The sequence below is a fragment of the Curtobacterium sp. MCLR17_042 genome (genome assembly GCF_003234695.1).
Taxonomy (GTDB): domain Bacteria; phylum Actinomycetota; class Actinomycetes; order Actinomycetales; family Microbacteriaceae; genus Curtobacterium; species Curtobacterium flaccumfaciens.
In genome coordinates this window covers 147,427-168,280 of sequence record NZ_QKTD01000001.1, presented here as the reverse complement: position 1 = coordinate 168,280, position 20,854 = coordinate 147,427, and the positions used below count along the sequence as shown (strand labels likewise).

General features: G+C 69.4%; 18 protein-coding genes. 7 read left to right on the top strand and 11 right to left on the bottom strand.

Annotation, left to right across the window (positions count from 1 at the left end; genetic code table 11):
- Window positions 1-41: 41 nt before the first annotated feature.
- Genes DEJ02_RS00820 through sufB form a run of 3 tightly spaced genes read right to left on the bottom strand, consistent with a single transcriptional unit; the run spans window position 42 to window position 3,097 of the window.
- A complete protein-coding gene (locus DEJ02_RS00820; RefSeq protein ID WP_084740352.1) occupies window positions 42-368 on the bottom strand; it encodes a non-heme iron oxygenase ferredoxin subunit in 327 nt (108 codons plus the stop codon).
- Complete coding sequence (gene sufD, locus DEJ02_RS00815) at window positions 368-1,678, bottom strand: Fe-S cluster assembly protein SufD (protein WP_111031683.1); 1,311 nt, start codon at window positions 1,676-1,678, stop codon at window positions 368-370. Before sufD ends, DEJ02_RS00820 begins: the two co-directional genes overlap by 1 nt.
- The gene (gene sufB / locus DEJ02_RS00810) at window positions 1,679-3,097 is read right to left on the bottom strand and encodes a Fe-S cluster assembly protein SufB (RefSeq protein WP_071403757.1); all 1,419 of its coding nucleotides are present in this window, start codon (window positions 3,095-3,097) and stop codon (window positions 1,679-1,681) included.
- A 251-nt stretch (window positions 3,098-3,348) separates the two neighbouring features.
- Here sufB and DEJ02_RS00805 point away from each other — a divergent pair, with 251 nt between their 5' ends.
- Window positions 3,349-4,323, top strand: coding sequence for a heme A synthase (locus DEJ02_RS00805; RefSeq protein WP_111031682.1), 975 nt, complete (start codon window positions 3,349-3,351; stop codon window positions 4,321-4,323).
- A 450-nt stretch (window positions 4,324-4,773) separates the two neighbouring features.
- Here DEJ02_RS00805 and DEJ02_RS00800 read toward each other — a convergent pair whose 3' ends face one another.
- A complete protein-coding gene (locus tag DEJ02_RS00800) occupies window positions 4,774-5,700 on the bottom strand; it encodes a heme o synthase (protein ID WP_071403755.1) in 927 nt (308 codons plus the stop codon).
- Window positions 5,701-6,124: 424 nt separating this feature from the next.
- Here DEJ02_RS00800 and tkt point away from each other — a divergent pair, with 424 nt between their 5' ends.
- The 6 genes from tkt (at window position 6,125) to pgl (ending at window position 14,440) form a co-directional block, all read left to right on the top strand.
- Window positions 6,125-8,218, top strand: coding sequence for a transketolase (tkt, locus tag DEJ02_RS00795; RefSeq protein ID WP_071403754.1), 2,094 nt, complete (start codon window positions 6,125-6,127; stop codon window positions 8,216-8,218).
- A 138-nt stretch (window positions 8,219-8,356) separates the two neighbouring features.
- Complete coding sequence (tal, locus tag DEJ02_RS00790; protein ID WP_111031681.1) at window positions 8,357-9,469, top strand: transaldolase; 1,113 nt, start codon at window positions 8,357-8,359, stop codon at window positions 9,467-9,469.
- A complete protein-coding gene (locus DEJ02_RS00785) occupies window positions 9,469-11,067 on the top strand; it encodes a glucose-6-phosphate isomerase (RefSeq protein ID WP_111031680.1) in 1,599 nt (532 codons plus the stop codon). The genes tal and DEJ02_RS00785 overlap by 1 nt, the downstream gene beginning before the upstream one ends.
- A gap of 22 nt (window positions 11,068-11,089) precedes the next feature.
- Entirely contained in the window at window positions 11,090-12,628 is a 1,539-nt protein-coding gene (gene zwf / locus DEJ02_RS00780) for a glucose-6-phosphate dehydrogenase (protein WP_027465683.1), read from the top strand.
- The gene (locus tag DEJ02_RS00775) at window positions 12,625-13,569 is read left to right on the top strand and encodes a glucose-6-phosphate dehydrogenase assembly protein OpcA (RefSeq protein ID WP_027465684.1); all 945 of its coding nucleotides are present in this window, start codon (window positions 12,625-12,627) and stop codon (window positions 13,567-13,569) included. Before zwf ends, DEJ02_RS00775 begins: the two co-directional genes overlap by 4 nt.
- Before the next feature lie 100 nt (window positions 13,570-13,669).
- A complete protein-coding gene (pgl, locus tag DEJ02_RS00770; RefSeq protein WP_110864544.1) occupies window positions 13,670-14,440 on the top strand; it encodes a 6-phosphogluconolactonase in 771 nt (256 codons plus the stop codon).
- Between the two features lie 423 nt (window positions 14,441-14,863).
- Here the strand turns inward: pgl and DEJ02_RS00765 are convergent, their stop codons facing one another.
- The 7 genes from DEJ02_RS00765 to rapZ all read right to left on the bottom strand — a co-directional run bounded on the left by DEJ02_RS00765 (window position 14,864) and on the right by rapZ (window position 20,822).
- Complete coding sequence (locus DEJ02_RS00765; RefSeq protein WP_110862753.1) at window positions 14,864-15,232, bottom strand: RNA polymerase-binding protein RbpA; 369 nt, start codon at window positions 15,230-15,232, stop codon at window positions 14,864-14,866.
- A 3-nt stretch (window positions 15,233-15,235) separates the two neighbouring features.
- A complete protein-coding gene (gene secG, locus DEJ02_RS00760) occupies window positions 15,236-15,487 on the bottom strand; it encodes a preprotein translocase subunit SecG (protein ID WP_017887256.1) in 252 nt (83 codons plus the stop codon).
- A 108-nt stretch (window positions 15,488-15,595) separates the two neighbouring features.
- The gene (gene tpiA / locus DEJ02_RS00755; protein WP_111031855.1) at window positions 15,596-16,375 is read right to left on the bottom strand and encodes a triose-phosphate isomerase; all 780 of its coding nucleotides are present in this window, start codon (window positions 16,373-16,375) and stop codon (window positions 15,596-15,598) included.
- A complete protein-coding gene (locus tag DEJ02_RS00750) occupies window positions 16,372-17,589 on the bottom strand; it encodes a phosphoglycerate kinase (RefSeq protein ID WP_071403750.1) in 1,218 nt (405 codons plus the stop codon). The genes tpiA and DEJ02_RS00750 overlap by 4 nt, the downstream gene beginning before the upstream one ends.
- A 3-nt stretch (window positions 17,590-17,592) precedes the next feature.
- Window positions 17,593-18,597: a type I glyceraldehyde-3-phosphate dehydrogenase gene (gap, locus tag DEJ02_RS00745; RefSeq protein ID WP_017887253.1), complete on the bottom strand. Its 1,005-nt coding sequence runs from the start codon at window positions 18,595-18,597 to the stop codon at window positions 17,593-17,595.
- Between the two features lie 269 nt (window positions 18,598-18,866).
- On the bottom strand, window positions 18,867-19,847 hold the full coding sequence (gene whiA / locus DEJ02_RS00740; RefSeq protein ID WP_027465690.1) for a DNA-binding protein WhiA: 981 nt from the start codon (window positions 19,845-19,847) through the stop codon (window positions 18,867-18,869).
- Between the two features lie 75 nt (window positions 19,848-19,922).
- Window positions 19,923-20,822, bottom strand: a complete 900-nt coding sequence (gene rapZ / locus DEJ02_RS00735) for an RNase adapter RapZ (RefSeq protein ID WP_027465691.1) — start codon at window positions 20,820-20,822, stop codon at window positions 19,923-19,925.
- Window positions 20,823-20,854 lie beyond the last annotated feature (32 nt).

Below are 20,854 nucleotides of genomic sequence, written 5' to 3'. Positions count from 1 at the left end.
CAGCTGTGTGCGGCGTCAGCCGCGGGAAGTGTTGGGGGTGCTCAGTCGACCGGGACGACGTCCTGCACGTCGACGTAGACGTCGCCGTCGCGGACCTCGACCCGGAAGACCGGGACGGGCTCGTAGGCCGGGAAGTTCTGCGGCTTGCCGGTGGCCAGTGAGAAGCGGGACCCGTGGGCCCAGCACTCCAGCGAGTCACCCTCGACGAAGCCCTCGGCCAGCGAGATGTCGCCGTGCGTGCAGGTGTCGCCGATGGCGTGGACCGTGCCGGACGAGTCCTTCACGATCGCGACCGCCGTGCCGTCGACGACCACCCGCATCGGGCTGTCCACCGCGATGTCGGCTTCGGCGCAGACCTTCTCGGCCATCAGGCGGTGGCCTCCGCGCCGTCGGACTGCGCGGCGGCGGCCTGTGCGTCGCTCGCCTCGGCCGGTTCGGCGATGACCGAACGGCCCTCGGCCAGCTCCTGCTCGACCGCGGCGATGAGACGCTCCTCAAGCTCCGGCGCACCGATCTTCTGGATGACCTCGACCAGGAAGCCGAGCACGACGAGGCGCCGGGCTTCTTCTTCCGGGACTCCGCGGGACTGCAGGTAGAACAGCTGCTCGTCGTCGAAGCGACCGGTCGCACTCGCGTGGCCGGCGCCCTCGATGTTGCCCGTCTCGATCTCGAGGTTCGGGATGCTGTCGGCACGGGTGCCGTCCGTCAGCACGAGGTTGCGGTTCTGCTCGTACGAGTCGGTGCCGTCACCGGCGCGGCCGATCAGGACGTCGCCGATCCAGACGGTGTGCGCGCCCTGGCCCTGCAGCGCGCCCTTGTAGTTGACCCGACCGCGCGTGTTCGGCGCGTCGTGGTTCACGTAGACCTGCTGCTCGATGTACTGGCCGGCGTCGGCGAAGTACACGCCGTACATCTCCGTGTCGGCGCCCTGCGCACCGAGGTGCGTGGAGGGGTTGACGCGGATGACGTCGCCGCCGAGCGAGACCACGACGTGCTTGAGGAAGGCATCGCGGCCGACCTCGGCGAAGTGGGTCGAGACGTGCACGGCGTCGTCGTCCCAGTCCTGCAGGCTGACGACGGTCAGTCGTGCGTTCTGCTGCGCGACGATCTCGATGTTCTCACTGAGCAGGGCGCTGCCGCGGTTGTCGAGCACGACGATGCCCTGGGAGTTCGGCTCGGCCGTGATCACCGTGTGCGCAGCGCGGGGCTGCGACCCGAAGTCGGAACGGGTCACGGTGATGAACTCGTGCGCCTCGGTGGCCTTGATCGTGATCGCCAGGACCGCGTCACGGGCGGTCCAGGCTGCGGCCGACGCGCGGTCCTCGGGCAGGCCGGCGGAGCCGACGCGGGGGTCGTCGCTGCGACCCCACTCGACGTCGGCACCCTCGGACTGTCGGGCGAGGTACGGGTAGGCGGATCCGTCGAGCGCGCCGTCCAGCAGCGGCTGGAGCTTGGTGAGCGGCGCGAACTTCCAGTTGACCTCTCGGCCGGTGACCTTCGGGAACGCCTCGACGTCGCCGGACTGGAACCGCTCGGAGCGGGTCTGGACCGGCACCTTCTTGTCGGGGGCGTCCCAGCCGCCGTCGGAGTGGGCTCCGGCGCCGTGCTGGGTGCCGCCCTGCGCTGCGGCAGCGGGCTCGATCGGCTGGTCGATGTGGGGAGGGGTGGTGCTGGACATCTAGCCGACGGATCCTTCCATGCTCATCTCGATGAGCTTGTTGAGTTCGAGTGCGTACTCCATCGGGAGCTCGCGGGCGATCGGCTCGATGAAGCCACGGACGATCATCGCCATCGCCTCGTCCTCGGCCATGCCGCGGGACATGAGGTAGAAGAGCTGCTCCTCGCTGACACGCGAGACCGTGGCCTCGTGTCCCAGCTGCACGTCGTCGACACGGATGTCGATCGCCGGGTAGGTGTCGCTCCGGCTGATCGTGTCGACCAGCAGGGCGTCGCAGCGCACGGTGTTGGCGGCGTGGTGCGCGGCCGGGTCGACCCGGACCTCACCGCGGTAACCCGCACGACCGCCACCACGGGCGATCGACTTCGAGACGATCGAGGACGTCGTGTACGGCGCCATGTGGATCATCTTCGCGCCGGCGTCCTGGTGCTGACCGGGGCCCGCGAAGGCGACGGAGAGCGTCTCGCCCTTGGCGTGCTCGCCGGCGAGGTAGATCGACGGGTACTTCATCGTGACCTTGGACCCGATGTTGCCGTCGATCCACTCCATCGTCGCGCCCTCGTGTGCGATCGCACGCTTGGTGACGAGGTTGTAGACGTTGTTCGACCAGTTCTGGATCGTCGTGTACCGAACGCGGGCGTTCTTCTTCACGATGATCTCGACGACGGCCGAGTGCAGCGAGTCGGACTTGTAGATCGGGGCGGTGCAGCCCTCGATGTAGTGGACGTACGAGTCCTCGTCCGCGATGATCAGCGTCCGCTCGAACTGGCCCATGTTCTCGGTGTTGATCCGGAAGTAGGCCTGCAACGGGATCTCGACGTGGACGCCCTTCGGGACGTAGACGAACGAGCCACCGGACCAGACGGCCGTGTTCAGCGCGGCGAACTTGTTGTCGCCGGCCGGGATCACGGTGCCGAAGTACTCCTCGAACAGCTCCGGGTGCTCACGGAGCGCCGTGTCGGTGTCCATGAAGATGACGCCCTGCTGCTCCAGGTCCTCGCGGATCTGGTGGTAGACGACCTCGGACTCGTACTGCGCGGCGACACCGGCGACGAGGCGCTGGCGCTCGGCCTCGGGGATGCCGAGCTTCTCGTAGGTCGCACGGATGTCCTCGGGGAGGTCTTCCCACGACTGCGCCTGCTTCTCCGTGGAGCGCACGAAGTACTTGATGTTGTCGAAGTCGATGCCCGTCAGGTCGGCACCCCACGTCGGCATCGGCTTGCGGCCGAAGAGCGACAGCCCCTTGAGGCGGTTCTTCAGCATCCACTCGGGCTCGTCCTTGAGGTTCGAGATGTCGGTGACGACCTCTTCCGAGATCCCACGACGGGCGGAGGACCCTGCCGAGTCGGAGTCGGACCAGCCGAACTCGTATTGGCCGAGCCCTTCGAGCTCGGGACGGTCGATGAGCACGTCGGACATGGTCTCCTCGTTTCCTTCTCGCGGGACAGCGTTACAGGTGTGAACCCGTGGCGTCTGGACGCCATTCCACCGCGGACCGCTGACATGCGGACCGGGTGCTGCTCCCTCGCAACGACAATGGTTCCACGCAGTCCGTGGGTTGATCGGCGATCTCGGCCCATTCGGAGCCGGCGCCTGCCTAGACTTGACTGCTGCTGAACCCTCGAATCCTACAGGTTCACTGCACGGAACAACAGGAAGGCACCACCCTCGTGACACGCGTCGGATCCCCCGTCGAGCAGGATCTCCGGACCGGACGGTGGTGGTCGCTCCCCCGCGTGGTCGACCGTCGCGTGGTCGCACTGGCCTGGGCGTCCTTCGTGGTCGAGGTCGTGCTGATCGGCACCGGAGGCCTCGTGCGCCTCACCGCCTCGGGCCTCGGATGCCCCACCTGGCCCAAGTGCACGGCGGATTCGCTCGTCTCCACGCCGGAGATGGGCATCCACGGCATCATCGAGTTCGGCAACCGTCTGCTCACCTTCGTGCTCGTGATCGTGGCCGTCGCGATGTTCCTCGCGGTCGTCCGGATGCTCCGCACGCGCCCCGAACTCTTCTGGCTGGCGTTCGCTCAGGGCGTCGCGATCCCGGTGCAGGCCGTCATCGGCGGCATGAGCGTCTGGACGAACCTGAACCCCTTCGTGGTCGGGCTGCACTTCGTCGTCTCCGCCGCCCTCACCTCGGTGACCGCTGCGCTGGTCTACCGCACGACGCACGGCCCGCGCACCGCCCAGCGGCTCGTCCCGCGCTGGTACACGGGTGTCGTCCGCGGCACCGTCGCCGCCGTCGTCGTGACCGTCCTCGTCGGCATCCTGACCACCGGCAGCGGCCCGCACGCCGGAGCCGACGCCGCGGTCGACGGTGGACGCCTGCACCGCACCGGGTTCGACCCCGCGGTCATGGAGCACGTGCACGCCTGGCCCGCGTACGCCCTCTTCGCCCTGACCCTGGTGCTCGTCATCGGAGCCGTCCGCCTGGGCCGCCCGAGCAAGTGGCCGCTGCTGCTGCTCGTCGTCGAGTTCCTGCAGATCGCTGTCGGGCTCACGCAGGCGCGAACGGGTCTGCCCGTCGGGCTCGTCGGCACGCACATGGTGCTCGCCGGGATGCTCGTCGGAGCGGTGACCGCCGTGGTGCTGTCGACGCGGGCCTCAGCCGGCCGAGACGCCGTCCGGGAGCCCATCGACGCCTGACGCCCGGGCGCGTCGCGCGCTCGACACCCGTTCTCCGACACCCCACGAGTCGTTCGACTCGTGGGGTGTCGCGTTCGTGGTGGACGGCTGGGCGCCACACTGCTGACGCGGAACGACACCGCCGACGTCGCACGACATCGACTTCGTCGCTCGACATCCGCACCACCCGCGGTCCGCAGCGGCTCGCGTCCGCCCCGCGGCAGGCGCTCCCCAAGCCGGACGGGTGGCCCGTGGCGGGCCAGCACCGTGCCTCCAGGCTGCCTCGTGCCCGACGCAGGACGCCGGTGTCCTGCCGAGACGCCGTTGAACGCGAGAGACGCCGCCGGATTCGGCGGCGTCTCGGCGGGGTGGCGGCGTCATGCAGACACAACGGCGTCAACAGGACACGACGGCGTCACCTGGACACGACGGCGTCCTGCGGACCGAACGCGCGGGCGCCCGCTCGACCGCCTAGAAGGTGAAGACCTGCGGCAGCAGCGGGTCGATGCCCACGGCGATGAACAGCAGCGTCAGGTACGTGATCGAGCTGTGGAAGACCCGCATCGGCTGCACGTGCTCGACGTGCTGGATGGCCCGCGAGTACAGGCGGTGTGACTCGACGACGAACCAGATGCCGCCGGCCAGCGCGACGACCGTGTAGAGCGGCCCCATGTGCCCGACCGGGATGAGCAGGAGCGAGCAGACGAGCGTCGCCCACGCGTAGAGCACGACCTGCAGGCCGACGACGGTGCGGCCACGGACCACGGCGAGCATCGGCACGTCGGCCGCGTCGTAGTCGTCGCGGTACTTCATCGACAGCGGCCAGTAATGCGGCGGCGTCCACAGGAAGATCACCATGAACAGGATGACCGGGGTCCAGGTCAGCGAGCCGGTGACGCCCGCCCACCCGATGAGCACCGGCATGCAGCCGGCCGAGCCGCCCCACACGATGTTCTGCGGGGTGCGGCGCTTGAGCCACAGCGTGTAGACGAACACGTAGATGAGGATCGCGATGACGCTCAGCGCGGCGGCGAGCCAGTTCACCAGGAAGCCGAGCACCGCGGTCGACAGGATGCCGAGCACCCACGAGAACACGAGGGCCTCGCGGTCGGACAGCTCACCGGTGACGAGCGGTCGGGTGCTGGTCCGCTTCATCAGCCGGTCGATGTCGCGGTCGATGTAGCAGTTGAAGGCCGACGCCGAACCGGCCGACATCGCTCCGCCGAGCATCGTCCAGAAGACGAGCCACAGGTCGGGGACGCCGCGTTCGGCGAGGAACATCGTCGGCGCCGTGGTGACGAGCAGCAGCTCCATCACGCGCGGCTTCGTCAACGAGACGTACGCACGGACCTTGCGGGACAGCGGCGATCGGGGTCGATCGGTGTCGGGCCGGGTCACGGTGGCAGTCGGCAAGAGAACCTCAGTCTGTTCGCATCAGCTCGCACACTCGGTGGACGACTGCGACGGCGTCCGGGCATGCGCTGACCCGGAATGTCCACGGGTCCCGATCAGTTTACGGGATGGAAGCGCCGCGACGGTGCCCCGCTCCGACATCCCGACGTGATCCGGACGCGCTCGACACGCCCGGATCGACCGTCGACGCCCACCCCGGTGTGAACATCGGGGGTCACCTGAACCCCTTCTGAGTACCGGGTCACTATGCTGGACACGCCCTCCCGCAGTGCGCGCCCCGATGACGTCGGCCGCGATGAGCCGGTCGGCCGCCGCTAGACGGCGACACGACTCGGCCCCGGGATGGCCACATGTCCGTGCGATGGCACGAGCCCTCGCACATGTCGCATCAAGAAGGGTCAACATCCAAGTGGCTGAATTCACCTGGGACGCCATCGACCGGAAGGCCGTCGACACGGCCCGCGTTCTCGCCGCCGACTCGGTCGAGGCCGCCGGCAACGGTCACCCCGGCACCGCGATGAGCCTCGCTCCGCTCGCCCACCTGCTCTTCCAGAAGGTGATGCGTCGCGACCCGAGCGACTCCACCTGGATCGGCCGCGACCGCTTCATCCTCTCCGCCGGTCACGCCTCGATCCTCCAGTACGTGCAGTTCTACCTGCACGGCTACGGGCTCGAGATCGACGACCTGCAGCACCTGCGCAAGTGGGGCTCGAAGACCCCGGGTCACCCGGAGTACGGCCACACCGACGGTGTCGAGATCACCACGGGCCCGCTCGGCCAGGGCCTCGCGTCCTCGGTCGGCTTCGCCTACGCCCAGCGCTTCGAGCGCGGCCTGTTCGACCCGGAGACCCCGGCCGGCCAGTCGCCGTTCGACCACTACACCTACGTGATCGCCGGCGACGGTGACATGCAGGAAGGCGTGACGAACGAGTCCGGCTCGCTCGCCGGCCGTCAGCAGCTCGGCAACCTCATCGCGTTCTACGACTCGAACCAGATCTCGATCGAGGACAACACCGACATCGCGTTCTCGGAGAGCGTCGCCGACCGCTACGAGGCGCTCGGCTGGCACGTCCAGATCGTCGACTGGAAGAAGACCGGCGAGTACTCCGAGGACGTCGAGGAGCTCCACGCCGCGATCGAGGCCGCCAAGCAGGTCACCGACAAGCCGTCGCTCATCGTCCTCAAGACGATCATCGGCTGGCCGTCGCCGACCAAGCAGAACTCGGGCAAGATCCACGGCTCGGCGCTCGGCGCCGACGAGATCAAGGGTCTCAAGGAGATCCTCGGCTTCGACACCGACAAGACCTTCGAGGTCGCCCCCGAGGTCCTCGAGTACACCCGCGGCGCCGTCGCCAAGGGCCAGGCCGAGCACGCCGAGTGGCAGAAGTCCTTCGACGCGTGGGCCGCGGCCAACGCCGACAAGAAGGCGCTGTTCGACCGTGTCCAGTCGAAGGAGCTCCCGGAGGGCCTCGAAGCAGCGCTCCCGGTCTTCCCGACCGACAAGGCCGTCTCGACCCGTGCCGCTTCCGGCAAGGTCATCAACGCCATCGCGCCGCTGATGCCCGAGTTCTGGGGCGGTTCGGCCGACCTCGCCGAGTCGAACCTCACCACGATCGAGGGCGCCAAGTCCTTCGGTCCGGCCGAGGCCTCGACGTCGACGTGGAGCACCGACCCGTACGGCCGCGTGCTGCACTTCGGCATCCGCGAGCACGCCATGGGCTCGATCCTCAACGGCATCGTCCTGCACGGGAACACCCGCCCCTTCGGTGGCACGTTCCTCATCTTCAGCGACTACATGCGTCCGGCGGTCCGTCTCGCCGCGCTCATGCAGGCGCCGGCGATCTACGTCTGGACCCACGACTCCATCGCCCTCGGCGAGGACGGCCCGACGCACCAGCCGATCGAGCAGGTCTCGTCGCTCCGTGCGATCCCCGGTCTCGACGTCGTCCGCCCGGCCGACGCCAACGAGGTCGCGTACGCGTGGCTCGAGATGCTCAAGCACACCGACCGCCCGGCCGGCATCGCGCTGAGCCGTCAGAACCTCCCCGTGTTCGAGCGTGGCGAGGGTGACGCGTCCGGTGAGGTCTTCGCTTCGGCGAAGAACGTCGCCAAGGGTGCGTACATCCTGGCCGAGGCGCCCAACGGCACCCCGGACGTCATCCTCATCGCGACCGGTTCCGAGGTCCAGATCGCGGTCGATGCTCGCGAGCAGCTCAAGGCCGAGGGCATCAACGCCCGCGTCGTGAGCGCCCCGTCGATCGAGTGGTTCCGCGCCCAGTCCGAGAACTACCAGGACCAGGTGCTCCCGAAGGACGTCACCGCTCGCGTGTCGGTCGAGGCCGGCATCGCCATGAGCTGGCGCGACATCGTCGGCGACAAGGGCCGCAGCGTCTCGATCGAGCACTTCGGTGCCTCGGCCGACTACCAGACGCTCTTCAAGGAGTTCGGCTTCACGACGGAGCACGTCGTGGCCGCCGCGAAGGAATCGATCGCAGCTTCCTGACCTGCAAGGGCCGGGTCCGGTTTCCGGATCCGGCCCTTCTTCCGGGAGGCCCGGCTCGGTTCCGCCACGGGCCTCCCGTCCCCGAAACCCCGACTCACGGTCCTCACGGACCCGTCGATGAAAGAAGAAGAGAAACACATGGCTGAGAACACCCCCACCGCCGCCCTCTCCGCGGTCGGCGTGAGCATCTGGCTCGACGACCTCTCCCGCGAGCTCCTCGAGACCGGCAAGCTCACCGAGCTCATCGAGCAGAAGAACGTCGTCGGCGTGACGACGAACCCGACGATCTTCGCGTCGGCCCTCGCCAAGGGCGAGCGCTACGACTCGCAGGTCAAGGAGCTCGCCGCTGCGGGCACCGACGTCACCGACGCGATCTTCGCGATCACCACGCAGGACGTCGCGAACGCCTCCGACGTCTTCAAGCCGATCTACGACGAGACCAAGGGCTTCGACGGCCGTGTCTCCATCGAGGTCGAGCCGGGCCTCGCGCACGACACCGCCAAGACCATCGAGCAGGCCAAGTTCCTGTTCGAGAAGGTCGGCAAGGAGAACGTCCTCATCAAGATCCCGGCGACGCTCGAGGGTCTCGAGGCGATCACCGAGGTCATCGGCGCCGGCATCTCCGTCAACGTCACCCTGATCTTCTCGCTCGAGCGCTACCGCGCCGTCATCGACGCCTACCTCGGTGGGCTCGAGAAGGCCAAGGCCGCCGGCCACGACCTCTCCAAGATCCACTCGGTCGCGTCCTTCTTCGTGTCGCGCGTCGACTCCGAGATCGACAAGCGTCTGGACGCCGTCGGCACCGACGAAGCCAAGGCCCTCAAGTCGAAGGCCGGCATCGCCAACGCGCAGCTCGCGTACCAGGTCTGGACCGAGGCGTTCGCCTCCGAGCGTGCCCTCGGCCTGCTCGAGTCCGGCGCCAACACGCAGCGTCCGCTCTGGGCCTCGACCGGTGTCAAGGACCCGTCGCTCCCCGACACGCTCTACGTGACCGAGCTCGCCGCCCCCAACACCGTCAACACGATGCCGGGCAAGACGCTCGACGCCACGTTCGACCACGGTGAGATCCACGGCGACGCCATCGCCGGCACGTTCGACCAGGCGCAGCAGGTCCTCGACCAGCTCGCCGCACAGGGCGTCGACTACGACGAGGTCGTCGCACTGCTCGAGAAGGAGGGCGTGGACAAGTTCATCGTCTCCTGGGGCGAGCTCGTCGACACCGTCAAGGCAGCGCTCGAGGGCGCCAAGTAGTGACGGTTTCCATCGCAGCCAGCGGCGACGCCGCGCGGGCCATCGAACAGGTGGTCCCGCGGCTCGTCGCTGACCTGGTGGCCTCGGGCATCACCGCCCAGGACGCCGATCTGTGGGGAACCACCGCCGAGGCCGAGGCGTCGAAGCGCCTCGGCTGGGTGGAGGCCGTCTCGGTCTCCCGCCCGCTCGTCGCCGAGGTGACCGCGCTGCGCGAGTCGCTCCGTGCCGAAGGGGTCGACCACGTCGTCCTCGCCGGCATGGGCGGCTCGTCCCTCGCACCCGAGGTCATCACGCGCACCGCCGGCGTGCCCCTCACGGTCCTCGACTCGACCGACCCCGCACAGGTCCGCGCGGCCGTGACGACCGACCTCGAGCGCACCGTGCTCGTGGTCTCGTCGAAGTCCGGCTCGACGCTCGAGACCGATTCGCAGCGCCGTGTCTTCGAGCAGGCCTTCCGCGACGCCGGCATCGACCCGGCCCGCCGCATCGTCGTCGTCACCGACCCGGGCTCCGCGCTCGAGGCCGCTGCGATCGACGCCGGCTACCGTGTCTTCACCGCCGACCCCACGGTCGGCGGCCGCTACTCCGCGCTCACCGCCTTCGGCCTCGTGCCGTCCGGGCTCGCGGGAGCGGACATCGCCGAGCTCCTCGACGAGGCCGACGCGATCTCCGCGCTGCTCTCGGTCGACCTGGACGAGAACCCCGGGCTCGTGCTCGGTGCGGTCCTCGCGGGCACCGAACCGCTGCGCGACAAGATCGCCATCGTGCCCGACGGCACGCACATCGTCGGTTTCGGCGACTGGGTCGAACAGCTGATCGCGGAGTCGACCGGCAAGGAGGGTCGCGGGCTGCTGCCCGTCGTGCTGCACGCGGACTCCCCCGAGGTCACCGCCGGCCTGCCCGACGTCCAGGTCATCCGCCTGGTCGGTTCGCGCGAGGACGAGCGTCACGTGGCCGAGGGCGAGGTCGAGATCACCGGCACGCTCGGTGGCCAGATCCTCGTCTGGGAGTACGCCGTCGCAGTCGCCGGTCGCCTGCTCGGCATCAACCCGTTCGACCAGCCCGACGTCGAGGCCGCCAAGGTCGCGACCCGCGCGCTGCTCGACGACCGCCCCGTTCCTGCCGAGCCGGCGTTCTCCGAGGACGGCATCGCCGTCCACGCGACGCCCGGACTCGCGGTCGGTGCGACGCTCTCGGAAGCCGTGTCGGGCCTCCTGTCCGCACTCGACCCGACCGGCTACGTGTCGGTGCAGGCGTACGTCGACCGAACCACGAACGGCGGCCTCGAGTCGCTGCGCGACGCGATCGCGGCGCGCACGGAGCGGCCCGTCACCTTCGGGTACGGCCCCCGGTTCCTGCACTCGACCGGCCAGTACCACAAGGGCGGCCCCGCCACGGGAGTGTTCCTGCAGATCGTCGCCGACGAAGCGGAGGACCTGGCGATCCCGGGTCGGCCGTTCACGTTCGGGCAGCTCCTCCGGGCCCAGGCAGCCGGCGACGCGAGTGTCCTCGCCGAGCACGGCCGGCCGGTCCTCACCCTCACGACGTCGGACGTCCACGCCGCCACCGCGGCGATCGCGTCCGCCGTCTCCCACTGACTCGTAAGGAGTTCACCGACTCATGTCACCGGTGGCAATCACCCCGGAGCACAACCCGCTCCGGCTGCCGACGGATCGTCGACTGAACCGGATCGCGGGACCGAGCACGCTCATCATCTTCGGCGTGACGGGCGACCTGTCACGCAAGAAGCTGATGCCCGCGGTCTACGACCTGGCCAACCGGGGGCTCCTGCCCCCGGGGTTCGCGCTCGTCGGGTTCGCTCGTCGCGACTGGGAGGACCAAGACTTCTCCCAGCTCGTCCACGACGCCGTCAAGGAGCACTCGCGCACCCCGTTCGACGAGGACGTCTGGCGTCAGCTCGAACAGGGCATCCGCTTCGTCCAGGGCTCGTTCGACGACCCCGAGGCGTTCCGCGAGCTCAAGCGCACCGTCGACGACCTCGACGCCGAGCGCGGGACGCTGGGCAACCACGCGTTCTACCTGTCCATCCCGCCGAAGATGTTCCCGGTCGTCACCGAGCAGCTGAAGCTGTCCGGGCTGACCGAGAAGCGCGAGGGCTCCTGGAGCCGCGTGGTCGTCGAGAAGCCGTTCGGTTCCGACCTCCGCACCGCGCGCGAGCTCAACGCGATCGTCGAGAGCGTCTTCGCGCCCGACGACGTGTTCCGCATCGACCACTACCTCGGCAAGGAGACCGTCCAGAACCTGCTGACGCTCCGGTTCGCGAACCAGATGTACGAACCCATCTGGAACTCGAACTACGTCGACCACGTGCAGATCACGATGGCCGAGGACATCGGCGTCGCCGGGCGTGCCGCGTACTACGACGGCATCGGTGCGGCCCGCGACGTCATCCAGAACCACCTGCTGCAGCTCCTCGCACTCACCGCGATGGAGGAGCCCGTCTCGTTCAAGGCCGCCGACCTGCGCGCCGAGAAGGAGAAGGTGCTCTCCGCCGTGCGCCTGCCCGAGGACCTGTCGACCGCCACTGCCCGCGGGCAGTACGACGGTGGCTGGCAGGGGGGCGAGAAGGTGCTCGGCTTCCTCGAAGAGGCCGGGATGAACCCGGAGTCCGGCACCGAGACGTACGCGGCGATCAAGCTCGACATCGCCACGCGTCGCTGGCAGGGCGTCCCGTTCTACCTGCGCGCCGGCAAGCGTCTGGGCCGTCGTGTGACCGAGATCGCGATCGTGTTCAAGCGCGTCCCCGAGGACGTCTACGGCAACACGCAGTCCCCGCTCGGCCAGAACGCGCTCGTCATCCGTGTCCAGCCGGACGAGGGTGTCACGCTCCGCTTCGGCTCGAAGGTCCCCGGCGTCGGCACGCAGGTGCGCGACGTGACGATGGACTTCGGCTACGGCCACGCGTTCACCGAGGCATCCCCCGAGGCGTACGAGCGACTCATCCTCGACGTGCTCCTCGGTGACCCGCCGCTGTTCCCGCGGCACCAGGAGGTCGAGCTGTCCTGGAAGATCCTCGACCCCATCGAGGAGTTCTGGGCCACGCAGGGCCAGCCCGAGCAGTACCGTCCCGGCACGTGGGGCCCGGCATCCGCCGACGCCCTGCTCGCCCGCGACGGTCGGACCTGGAGGCGTCCGTGAAGATCGACATGCCCGACACCACGGTGTCGAAGATCCAGAAGAAGCTCGTCCGCATCCGCGAGGAGGGCGGCGCCGTCGCCCTCGGCCGTGTGCTGACCCTCATCATCTCGACGGCCCTCGGTCACGAGGAAGAGGCGATCGAGGCGGCCAACGAGGCGTCCCGCGAGCACCCGATGCGCGTGATCATCGTCTCGAAGAACAGCGGTGACACGAAGTCCCCCGGGCGCCTCGACGCGCAGATCCGTGTCGGCAGCGACGCGGGTGCGAGCGAGGTCATCGTCCTCCGGGCGTACGGCGAGACCGCGACCGACGAGGAGAGCCTGGTCACCGGCCTCCTGCTGCCGGACGCACCCGTCGTTGCCTGGTGGCCGCAGACGGCTCCCGAGCAGCCCGCGGCCTCGGCCCTCGGCCGCATCGCGCAGCGACGGATCACCGACGCCGCCGCGCAGAAGGACCCCAACGGCGCGATCGAGGCACTCGGTGCGTCCTACGTACCGGGTGACACCGACTTCGCGTGGACCCGTCTGACCCTGTGGCGGAACCAGCTCGCCGCGGCGCTCGACCAGCCGCCGTACGAGCCGATCACCGCCGTCGAGGTCTCCGGAGCGTCCGACAGCCCGTCGACGATCCTCCTCGCCGCCTGGCTGCAGCTGCAGCTCCAGGTTCCGGTGTCCGTCGTCACGTCGCCGCGCGCGACGGGGTCGAGCGGCATCCACGGTGTGAAGCTCGTCCGCGAGTCCGGCACCATCGAGCTCGAGCGTTCCCTGGTGGACGTCGCCACGCTCTCGATGCCCGGGCAGCCGACGCACGACCTGTCGCTGCCACGCCGCAACCTGCGCGACTGCCTGGCCGAGGAACTCCGTAGACTCGACCCGGACGTCCTCTTCGGAGACGTCGTCAAGCACGGGGTGCCACAGCTGCGCGAGACCATCGCCCGCTGATCAACACCCCACACGGTCGGGCCGCCTGTCTGGTGCAGGCGGCCCGACCGGACCGAAGGCGGTCGGACGACCGGTCGGCCGCCACGAACACGGGAGTCACGTGACCAACGAACGGCGGGTGCTCGTGCACCCGGACAAGCAGGCCCTCGGCGCTTCGGTCGCCGCACGCTTCATCACCAAGATCATCGACGTGCTCGACGAGCAGGAGCGTGCCGACATCGCGATCAGCGGTGGATCGGTCTCCTCCCTCGTCCTCGCTGCGATCGGCCAGTCGCCGGCGCGCGAGAGCGTCGACTGGTCGAAGGTGCACGTCTGGTGGGTCGACGAGCGCTGGGTCCCGTCGGACGACGCCGACCGCAACACGATCGGCACGCAGACCGACTTCTTCGACCACGTCGACATCCCCGCGTCGAACATCCACCCGATGCCGGCGTCAGACGGCGGGCTCGACATCGAGGCCGCGGCGACCCAGTACGAGCGCGAGCTGCAGGACGCCGCGCCCGAAGGCGCCGTCGCGCCGCGCTTCGACATCACGCTGCTCGGCGTCGGCCCCGACGGGCACACCGCCTCGCTCTTCCCGGAGTTCCCGCAGCTCACTGTCACCGACCGCGCCGTCGTGTCGGTCGACGATTCCCCCAAGCCGCCGCCGCAGCGTCTGACCGTCACCTTCCCGGTGATCAACGCCTCGCAGCGGGTCTGGGTGATCCTCTCCGGTGCCGAGAAGGCCTCGGTCCTCGGGCTGGCCCTCGCCGGTGCATCGATCGAGGACGTCCCCGTCGGTGGCGTGCAGGGTCGCAAGCGCACCGTCTTCTTCGTGGACCAGGACGCCGCGCGCGACGTCCCCGAGAACCTGATCGCGTCGACGTACTAGACGCGCGTTCCTGACGGACGGGAGGCCCGGTGCCAGCTGGCACCGGGCCTCCCGTCCGTCTGTGGTCGCGCCCACTGCGCGCCGCGCCCGAGCCCCTGCGTCGAGTGGTCACGAACTGTCGCCCGCGGGCGCCGCAGGCGACAGTTCGTGGCACCACCGCGCACCGGACGCGGCGTGTCGTGACCACTCGGCGAACCGTCGCTCCGCGCGGCACCTCGGGCGCCGAGCGGTCACGACTCCCCGCCGGCGCGACGCCGAGTGGTCACGAACTGTCAGCTGGAAGCGCCGCAGGCGACGGTTCGCGCCACCACCGCGCACCGCACGCGGCGTGTCGTGACCACTCGGCGAGCGAGCCACCCCTTCCCCGGGACACACGAAGGCCCCCGCACCATCGGTGCAGGGGCCTTCGTCAGCGTGTGTGCGCTAGCTCTTCTTCGCCGCGGTGCCGCGACGCTCTCGGAGCTGCTGGAGCGCGTCCTCGAGGAGCTGCGCTGCCTCTTCCTCGGTGCGGCGTTCCTTCACGTACGCGAGGTGCGTCTTGTAGGGCTCGGTCTTGGAGACCACGGGAGGGTTCTCCTTGTCGCGCCCGGCCGGCAGACCAGACGACGGGGAGTCCACCGTCTCGGGGATCTCTTCATCGGGCAGGTTCGCGGCGAAGTACCGCACGACCTCGTTGCCGAGGGCGTCCCAGTACGAGATCGCCACGCGCTCTGCCTGGACCCCGCGGTCCTGTTCGCCCATCGGTCCCGCGCCGACGCGAGACCCTCGGATTGCACTGCCTCCGCTTGCCATGGATCAGACCCCCGCCGTGAACTTGTTGATGAGACCGAGCACGATGATGGAGACGATCCAGACCAGACCGAGGATCACCGTGATGCGGTTGAGGTTGCGCTCGGCCACGCCGGACGCACCGAGGTTGCTCGTGACCCCACCGCCGAACATGTCGGAGAGGCCACCACCGCGGCCCTTGTGCAGCAGGATGAGGAGCGTGAGCAGGAGGCTCGTGATTGCGAGCAGGACCTGCAGCACGACGGAGAGTATCGCCACGACGTACCTTTCGTGTCAGTCAGCCGTACCAGTGTACCGGCCGCGCGGAGCACGGCCGGTACCTGGACGGGAGTGGTGCGGACGACTGCCCGCGACGACGCCTGTGGACTACAGCCCGACGTGCTGACGGAACCGGGCGATGGCCGCGAACTCCTGCACGTCGAGCGAAGCGCCACCGACGAGCGCGCCGTCGATGTCGGGCTCACGGAGGAACCCCGCGATGTTGCCCGACTTGACCGAGCCGCCGTAGAGCACTCGGGTGTCGGCAGCAGCCTGGTCGCCCCAGGCTGCGGCGATGCCACGACGGATCGCCGCGCACTCGTCCTGCGCCTGCTCGGCCGTGGCGGCCTGTCCGGAGCCGATGGCCCAGACGGGCTCGTACGCCACGACGATGTCGGCGGGCTTGACCGCGTCGAGCACGACGCGGAGCTGCTCGACCGGCACGACACCGGCGCCGCGCTCCTCGCGCTGCTCGCCGGTCTCGCCGACGCAGACCACGGGGACGAGGCCGTGCTTGACGGCCGCCGCGGTCTTCGCCGCGACGACCTCGTCGGTCTCACCGTGCAGCGTGCGCCGCTCGGAGTGGCCGACGATGACGTACTGGGCGTCGAGCGCTGCGAGGAACGCGCCGGAGACGTCACCGGTGTAGGCACCGGAGTCGAACTGCGACAGGTCCTGCGCTCCGAAGTGGATCGGCAGCTTGTCGGCCGAGATGAGCGTCTGCACGCTCCGCAGGTCGGTGAACGGCGGGAACACCGCGACCTCGACGTCGTCGAAGTCGTGCCGGGCGTCCTTGAGCGTCCACGCGAGCTTCTGCACGGTGGCGATCGCCTGGAGGTGGTCCAGGTTCATCTTCCAGTTGCCCGCGATCAACGGCGTGCGGCTCATGCGGTCCACCCCAGTGCTTCGAGACCGGGCAGCGACTTGCCCTCGAGGAACTCGAGGCTCGCACCGCCACCGGTCGAGATGTGGCCGAACTGGTCGTCCGAGAATCCGAGCGACCGCACGGCGGCAGCGGAGTCACCACCGCCGACGACGCCGAGGCCGTCGACCTCGGTGAGCGCCTGTGCGACGGTCTTCGTGCCAGCGGCGAAGGCCGGGAACTCGAACACGCCCATCGGGCCGTTCCAGAACACGGTCTTCGAACCCGAGACTGCCGAGGCGAACCGCGCGGCGGTCTCCGGGCCGATGTCGAGGCCGATGCCGTCCGTGCCGAACGACGAGGACTCGATGGCGTCGGCCGCCACGGTCTCGTGGTCGGCGTCGGCCGCGAAGCCGGACGCCACCACGACGTCGGTCGGCAGGTCGATGGTGACACCGAGCTCCTTCGCCCGCGAGAGGTACTCGCGGACGACGTCGAGCTGGTCCGCCTCGAGCAGCGACTTCGCGACCCCGTGGCCCTGGGCCGCGAGGAACGTGAAGAGCATGCCGCCACCGATGCAGAGGGTGTCGACCTTCGGCAGGATGTGGTCGATGACACCGAGCTTGTCGCTGACCTTCGACCCGCCGAGCACGACCGTGTACGGCCGCTCCGGCGAGGTGGTCAGACGCTCGAGCACGCGCAGCTCGGTCTCGATCAACGAACCGGCTGCACTGGGCAGTGCGGACGCGAGCTCGTAGACCGAAGCCTGCTTGCGGTGCACGACACCGAAGCCGTCGGAGACGAAGGCGTCGCCGAGGGCGGCGATGCGGTCCGCGAAGGCACCGCGCTCGGCGGCGTCCTTCGAGGTCTCCTCCGGGTTGAAGCGGAGGTTCTCGAGCAGCAGGACGTCGCCGTCCTCGAGGGCCTCGGCCGCGGCGGTCGCTTCGTCGCCGACGGTCTCGCCGACGAACGTGACCTCTTTGCCGAGCAGCTCGGAGAGCCGCTGGGCCACCGGTGCGAGCGAGAACTCGGGCTTGGGCTCCCCGTCGGGGCGGCCCAGGTGCGAGATCACGATGACGCGCGCGCCGGCGTTGACGAGGGTGTTCAGCGTGGTCAGCGACGCGCGGACGCGGCCGTCGTCCGTGATCGTGCCGTCCTTGAGCGGGACGTTCAGGTCACAGCGGACGACGACGCGCTTGCCGGCGAGGTCGCCGAGGTCCTCGAGGGTGCGGAGGGCCATGTGTTACAGACGCTCGCCGACGTACTCGGTGAGGTCGACGAGGCGGTTCGAGTAGCCCCACTCGTTGTCGTACCACGAGGTGATCTTCACGAGGCCGCCGATGACCTTGGTCAGGCCGGAGTCGTAGATCGAGGAGTGCGGGTCCGTGGTGATGTCGGTCGACACCAGCGGGTCCTCGCTGTAGAGCAGGATGCCCTTGAGGGGGCCTTCTGCGGCCTCCTTGTAGGCGGCGTTGATCTCGTCGACGGTGACCTCGGACTTGGTCTCGAGGGTGAGGTCGGTGATCGAGCCGGTGGGGACCGGGACGCGCAGCGCGAAGCCGTCGAGCTTGCCGGCGAGCTCCGGCATGACCTGACCGATGGCCTTGGCGGCACCGGTCGAGGTCGGGACGATGTTCAGCGCGGCGGCACGGGCACGACGGGGGTCCTTGTGCGGGCCGTCCTGCAGGTTCTGGTCGGCGGTGTAGGCGTGCACCGTCGTCATGAGGCCACGCTCGATGCCGAACTTGTCGTGGAACACCTTGGCGAGCGGCGCGAGGCTGTTCGTGGTGCAGGACGCGTTCGAGATGATGTGGTGGTTCGCCGCGTCGTACTGGTCCTCGTTCACGCCGAGCACGATGGTGACGTCGTCACCCGAGGCCGGGGCGGAGATGATGACCTTCTTGGCGCCGGCGTCGATGTGCTTCTGCGCATCGGCGGCCTTGGTGAAGAACCCGGTCGACTCGATGACGATGTCGACACCCAGCTCACCCCAGGGGAGGTTGGCGGGGTCGCGCTCGGCGAGGACCTTGATGGCCTTGCCGTCGACGACGATGTTGTCGCCGTCGAGCTCGACGGAGACGCCGAGACGGCCCGTGATGGAGTCGAACTTCAGCAGGTTGGCGAGCGACGCGTTGTCGGTGAGGTCGTTCACCGCCACGATCTCGAGGTCGGAGCCCTTCGCGAGGGCGGCCCGGAAGAAGTTACGGCCGATGCGGCCGAAGCCGTTGATACCGATCTTGACGGTCAATGGATCTCCTGGTGAGTGTGGAGCGCCCAGGGGGCGCTGCTTTCGGGAGTCGCGCACCCTGGCGGGCCCGCGTGTGGTGGACGATACGCCCCGTAACGTCGCCGTAACGACCCTAGCAGTCGGACACTGCGTGCCCGAGCGGGATGACGGTCCGTCCGGACGGTCGCCGACCGGGCCGGGAACGGGTCCGGGAACGGGCCGGGAAACGGACGGGAGGCGCGGTGCCAGCTGGCACCGCGCCTCCCGTCCGTGGGGTCGACAGACCCCTCTCAGGCCCCTTCGAGCTCCTCGGGAACGCTCGCTTCGGTGCCCGGGATGCCGAGGTCGGAGGCCCGCTTGTCGGCCATCGCCAGCAGGCGACGGATGCGGCCCGCGATGGCGTCCTTGGTCATGGGCGGGTCCGCGTGCTGGCCGAGCTCGTCGAGCGACGCATCGCGGTGCTGCAGGCGCAGCGTGCCGGCGTACTGCAGGTGGTCGGGGACCTCGTCGCCGAGGATCTCGAGCGCACGCTCGACCCGGGCGCAGGCGGCCACGGCGGCCTGCGCGGAACGGCGGAGGTTCGCGTCGTCGAAGTTGACCAGGCGGTTCGCGGTCGCGCGGACCTCGCGACGCTGGCGCATCTCCTCCCAGTCGGCGGTGGTGCGCGCTGCACCCATGACGGTCAGCATCTGGCCGATGGCCTCGCCGTCGCGGATGACGACGCGGTGCACCCCGCGGACCTCGCGGCCCTTCGCGGCGACCCCGAGACGCGACGCGGCACCGACGAGGGCCATCGCGGCCTCGTTGCCGGGGCAGGTGACCTCGAGCGCTGCGGCCCGACCCGGGTCGGTCAGGGTGCCGGAGGCGAGGAAGGCGCCGCGCCAGATGGCGGCGAGGTCCTCACGGTTGCCCGTGGTGAGGCGGTTCGGCAGGCCGCGGACCGGACGACGACGGGCGTCCATCAGGCCGGTCTGGCGGGCGAGGGTCTCCCCCGCCTCGAGCACGCGGACCAGGTAGCGGGTCCCGCGGCGGGCGGACGCGGAGGAGCCCACCGACGCCTCGCTGCGCACGCCGTACAGCTCGGCGAGGTCCTTGCGGACCCGGTGCACGATGATCCGGGTGTCGAGCTCGACCTCGACCGCGATGCGGCCCGAGATGACGTGCAGACCACCAGCGAACCGGAGGATCGTGGCCAGTTCGGCGGCGCGGACCGTGTTGCGGTTCACGGCGACCCTGGCCAGTTCGTCCTTGACCTCGGCAGTCAACGGCACAGCATCATTCCTAACGTTCGTTCAGTGGTTCCCGCAGATCCGGCGGCACGGGCGTGGGAGCGGCCGGAGGGACGGTCACTCCCGGCCGAGATCTCGGTTCTTCACACGCACGGCGACGCCAGGCATCCCGCGGAGGAGGTTCGCCAACTCGGCGACGATGGCGACCGAGCGGTGCTTCCCGCCGGTACAGCCGATGGCGATCGTAGCGTGTCTTTTGTTCTCGCGCTGGTACCCCTCGAACACCGGCTCGAGGACGGAGGCGTAGCGATCGACGAACGGACGGGCTCCGGCCTGGGCCAGCACGTAGTCCGAGACGGGCTGGTCCAGCCCGGTGTGGGGCCGCAGTTCCGGCACCCAGTAGGGGTTCGGGAGGAACCGCACGTCGGCCACCATGTCGGCGTCGGCGGGCAGTCCGTACTTGAAGCCGAAGCTCATCAGCGTGACCTGTACGCCCACGAAGTGCTCGTCGGCGAAGTGCTCGATCACGGTGTTCGCGAGCTGGTGGATGTTGAGGTCGGAGGTGTCGATCACCACGTCGGACGCCTCGCGGAGGCCGGCGAGACGAGCCCGTTCGCGGGCGATGCCGTCGAGCAGGGTGTCCTCGCCCTGGAGCGGGTGGGGTCGACGGACCTGCTCGAAGCGCCGGACCAGCACGGCGTCGGTGGCTTCGAGGAACAGCACCCGGACCCGCGCGGAGGTGCTCGAGCGGACCTGCTCGACCGCGTGCTCGGGGTCGGTGAAGAACCGCCCGCCGCGGACGTCGACCACCGTGGCGATCTTCGGGATCTTCTCCCCCGCGCGGTCGGCCAGCTCGGTCAGCGGGGCCAGCATCTGCGTGGGCAGGTTGTCGACGACGTACCAGCCCAGGTCTTCGAGGGCCTTGCCGACGGTGGACCGCCCGGCCCCGGACATGCCGGTGACGATGAGGATGTCGTGCTGCGACGCGTGGGTGGTCGCGGTGGCGCTGTCGGTCATCTGGGAGTGGGCTCCGTCGTGGCGGCCCGGGC

Excerpts from the sequence above, each read along its gene's own strand:
- sufD (WP_111031683.1), bottom strand. The coding sequence starts at position 1,678 with ATGTCCAGCACCACCCCTCCCCACATCGACCAGCCGATCGAGCCCGCT.
- zwf (WP_027465683.1), top strand. The coding sequence starts at position 11,090 with ATGTCACCGGTGGCAATCACCCCGGAGCACAACCCGCTCCGGCTGCCG.
- DEJ02_RS00765 (WP_110862753.1), bottom strand. The coding sequence starts at position 15,232 with ATGGCAAGCGGAGGCAGTGCAATCCGAGGGTCTCGCGTCGGCGCGGGA.
- rapZ (WP_027465691.1), bottom strand. The coding sequence starts at position 20,822 with ATGACCGACAGCGCCACCGCGACCACCCACGCGTCGCAGCACGACATC.
- DEJ02_RS00750 (WP_071403750.1), bottom strand. The coding sequence starts at position 17,589 with ATGGCCCTCCGCACCCTCGAGGACCTCGGCGACCTCGCCGGCAAGCGC.
- tal (WP_111031681.1), top strand. The coding sequence starts at position 8,357 with ATGGCTGAGAACACCCCCACCGCCGCCCTCTCCGCGGTCGGCGTGAGC.
- DEJ02_RS00820 (WP_084740352.1), bottom strand. The coding sequence starts at position 368 with ATGGCCGAGAAGGTCTGCGCCGAAGCCGACATCGCGGTGGACAGCCCG.
- sufB (WP_071403757.1), bottom strand. The coding sequence starts at position 3,097 with ATGTCCGACGTGCTCATCGACCGTCCCGAGCTCGAAGGGCTCGGCCAA.
- tpiA (WP_111031855.1), bottom strand. The coding sequence starts at position 16,375 with ATGAGCCGCACGCCGTTGATCGCGGGCAACTGGAAGATGAACCTGGAC.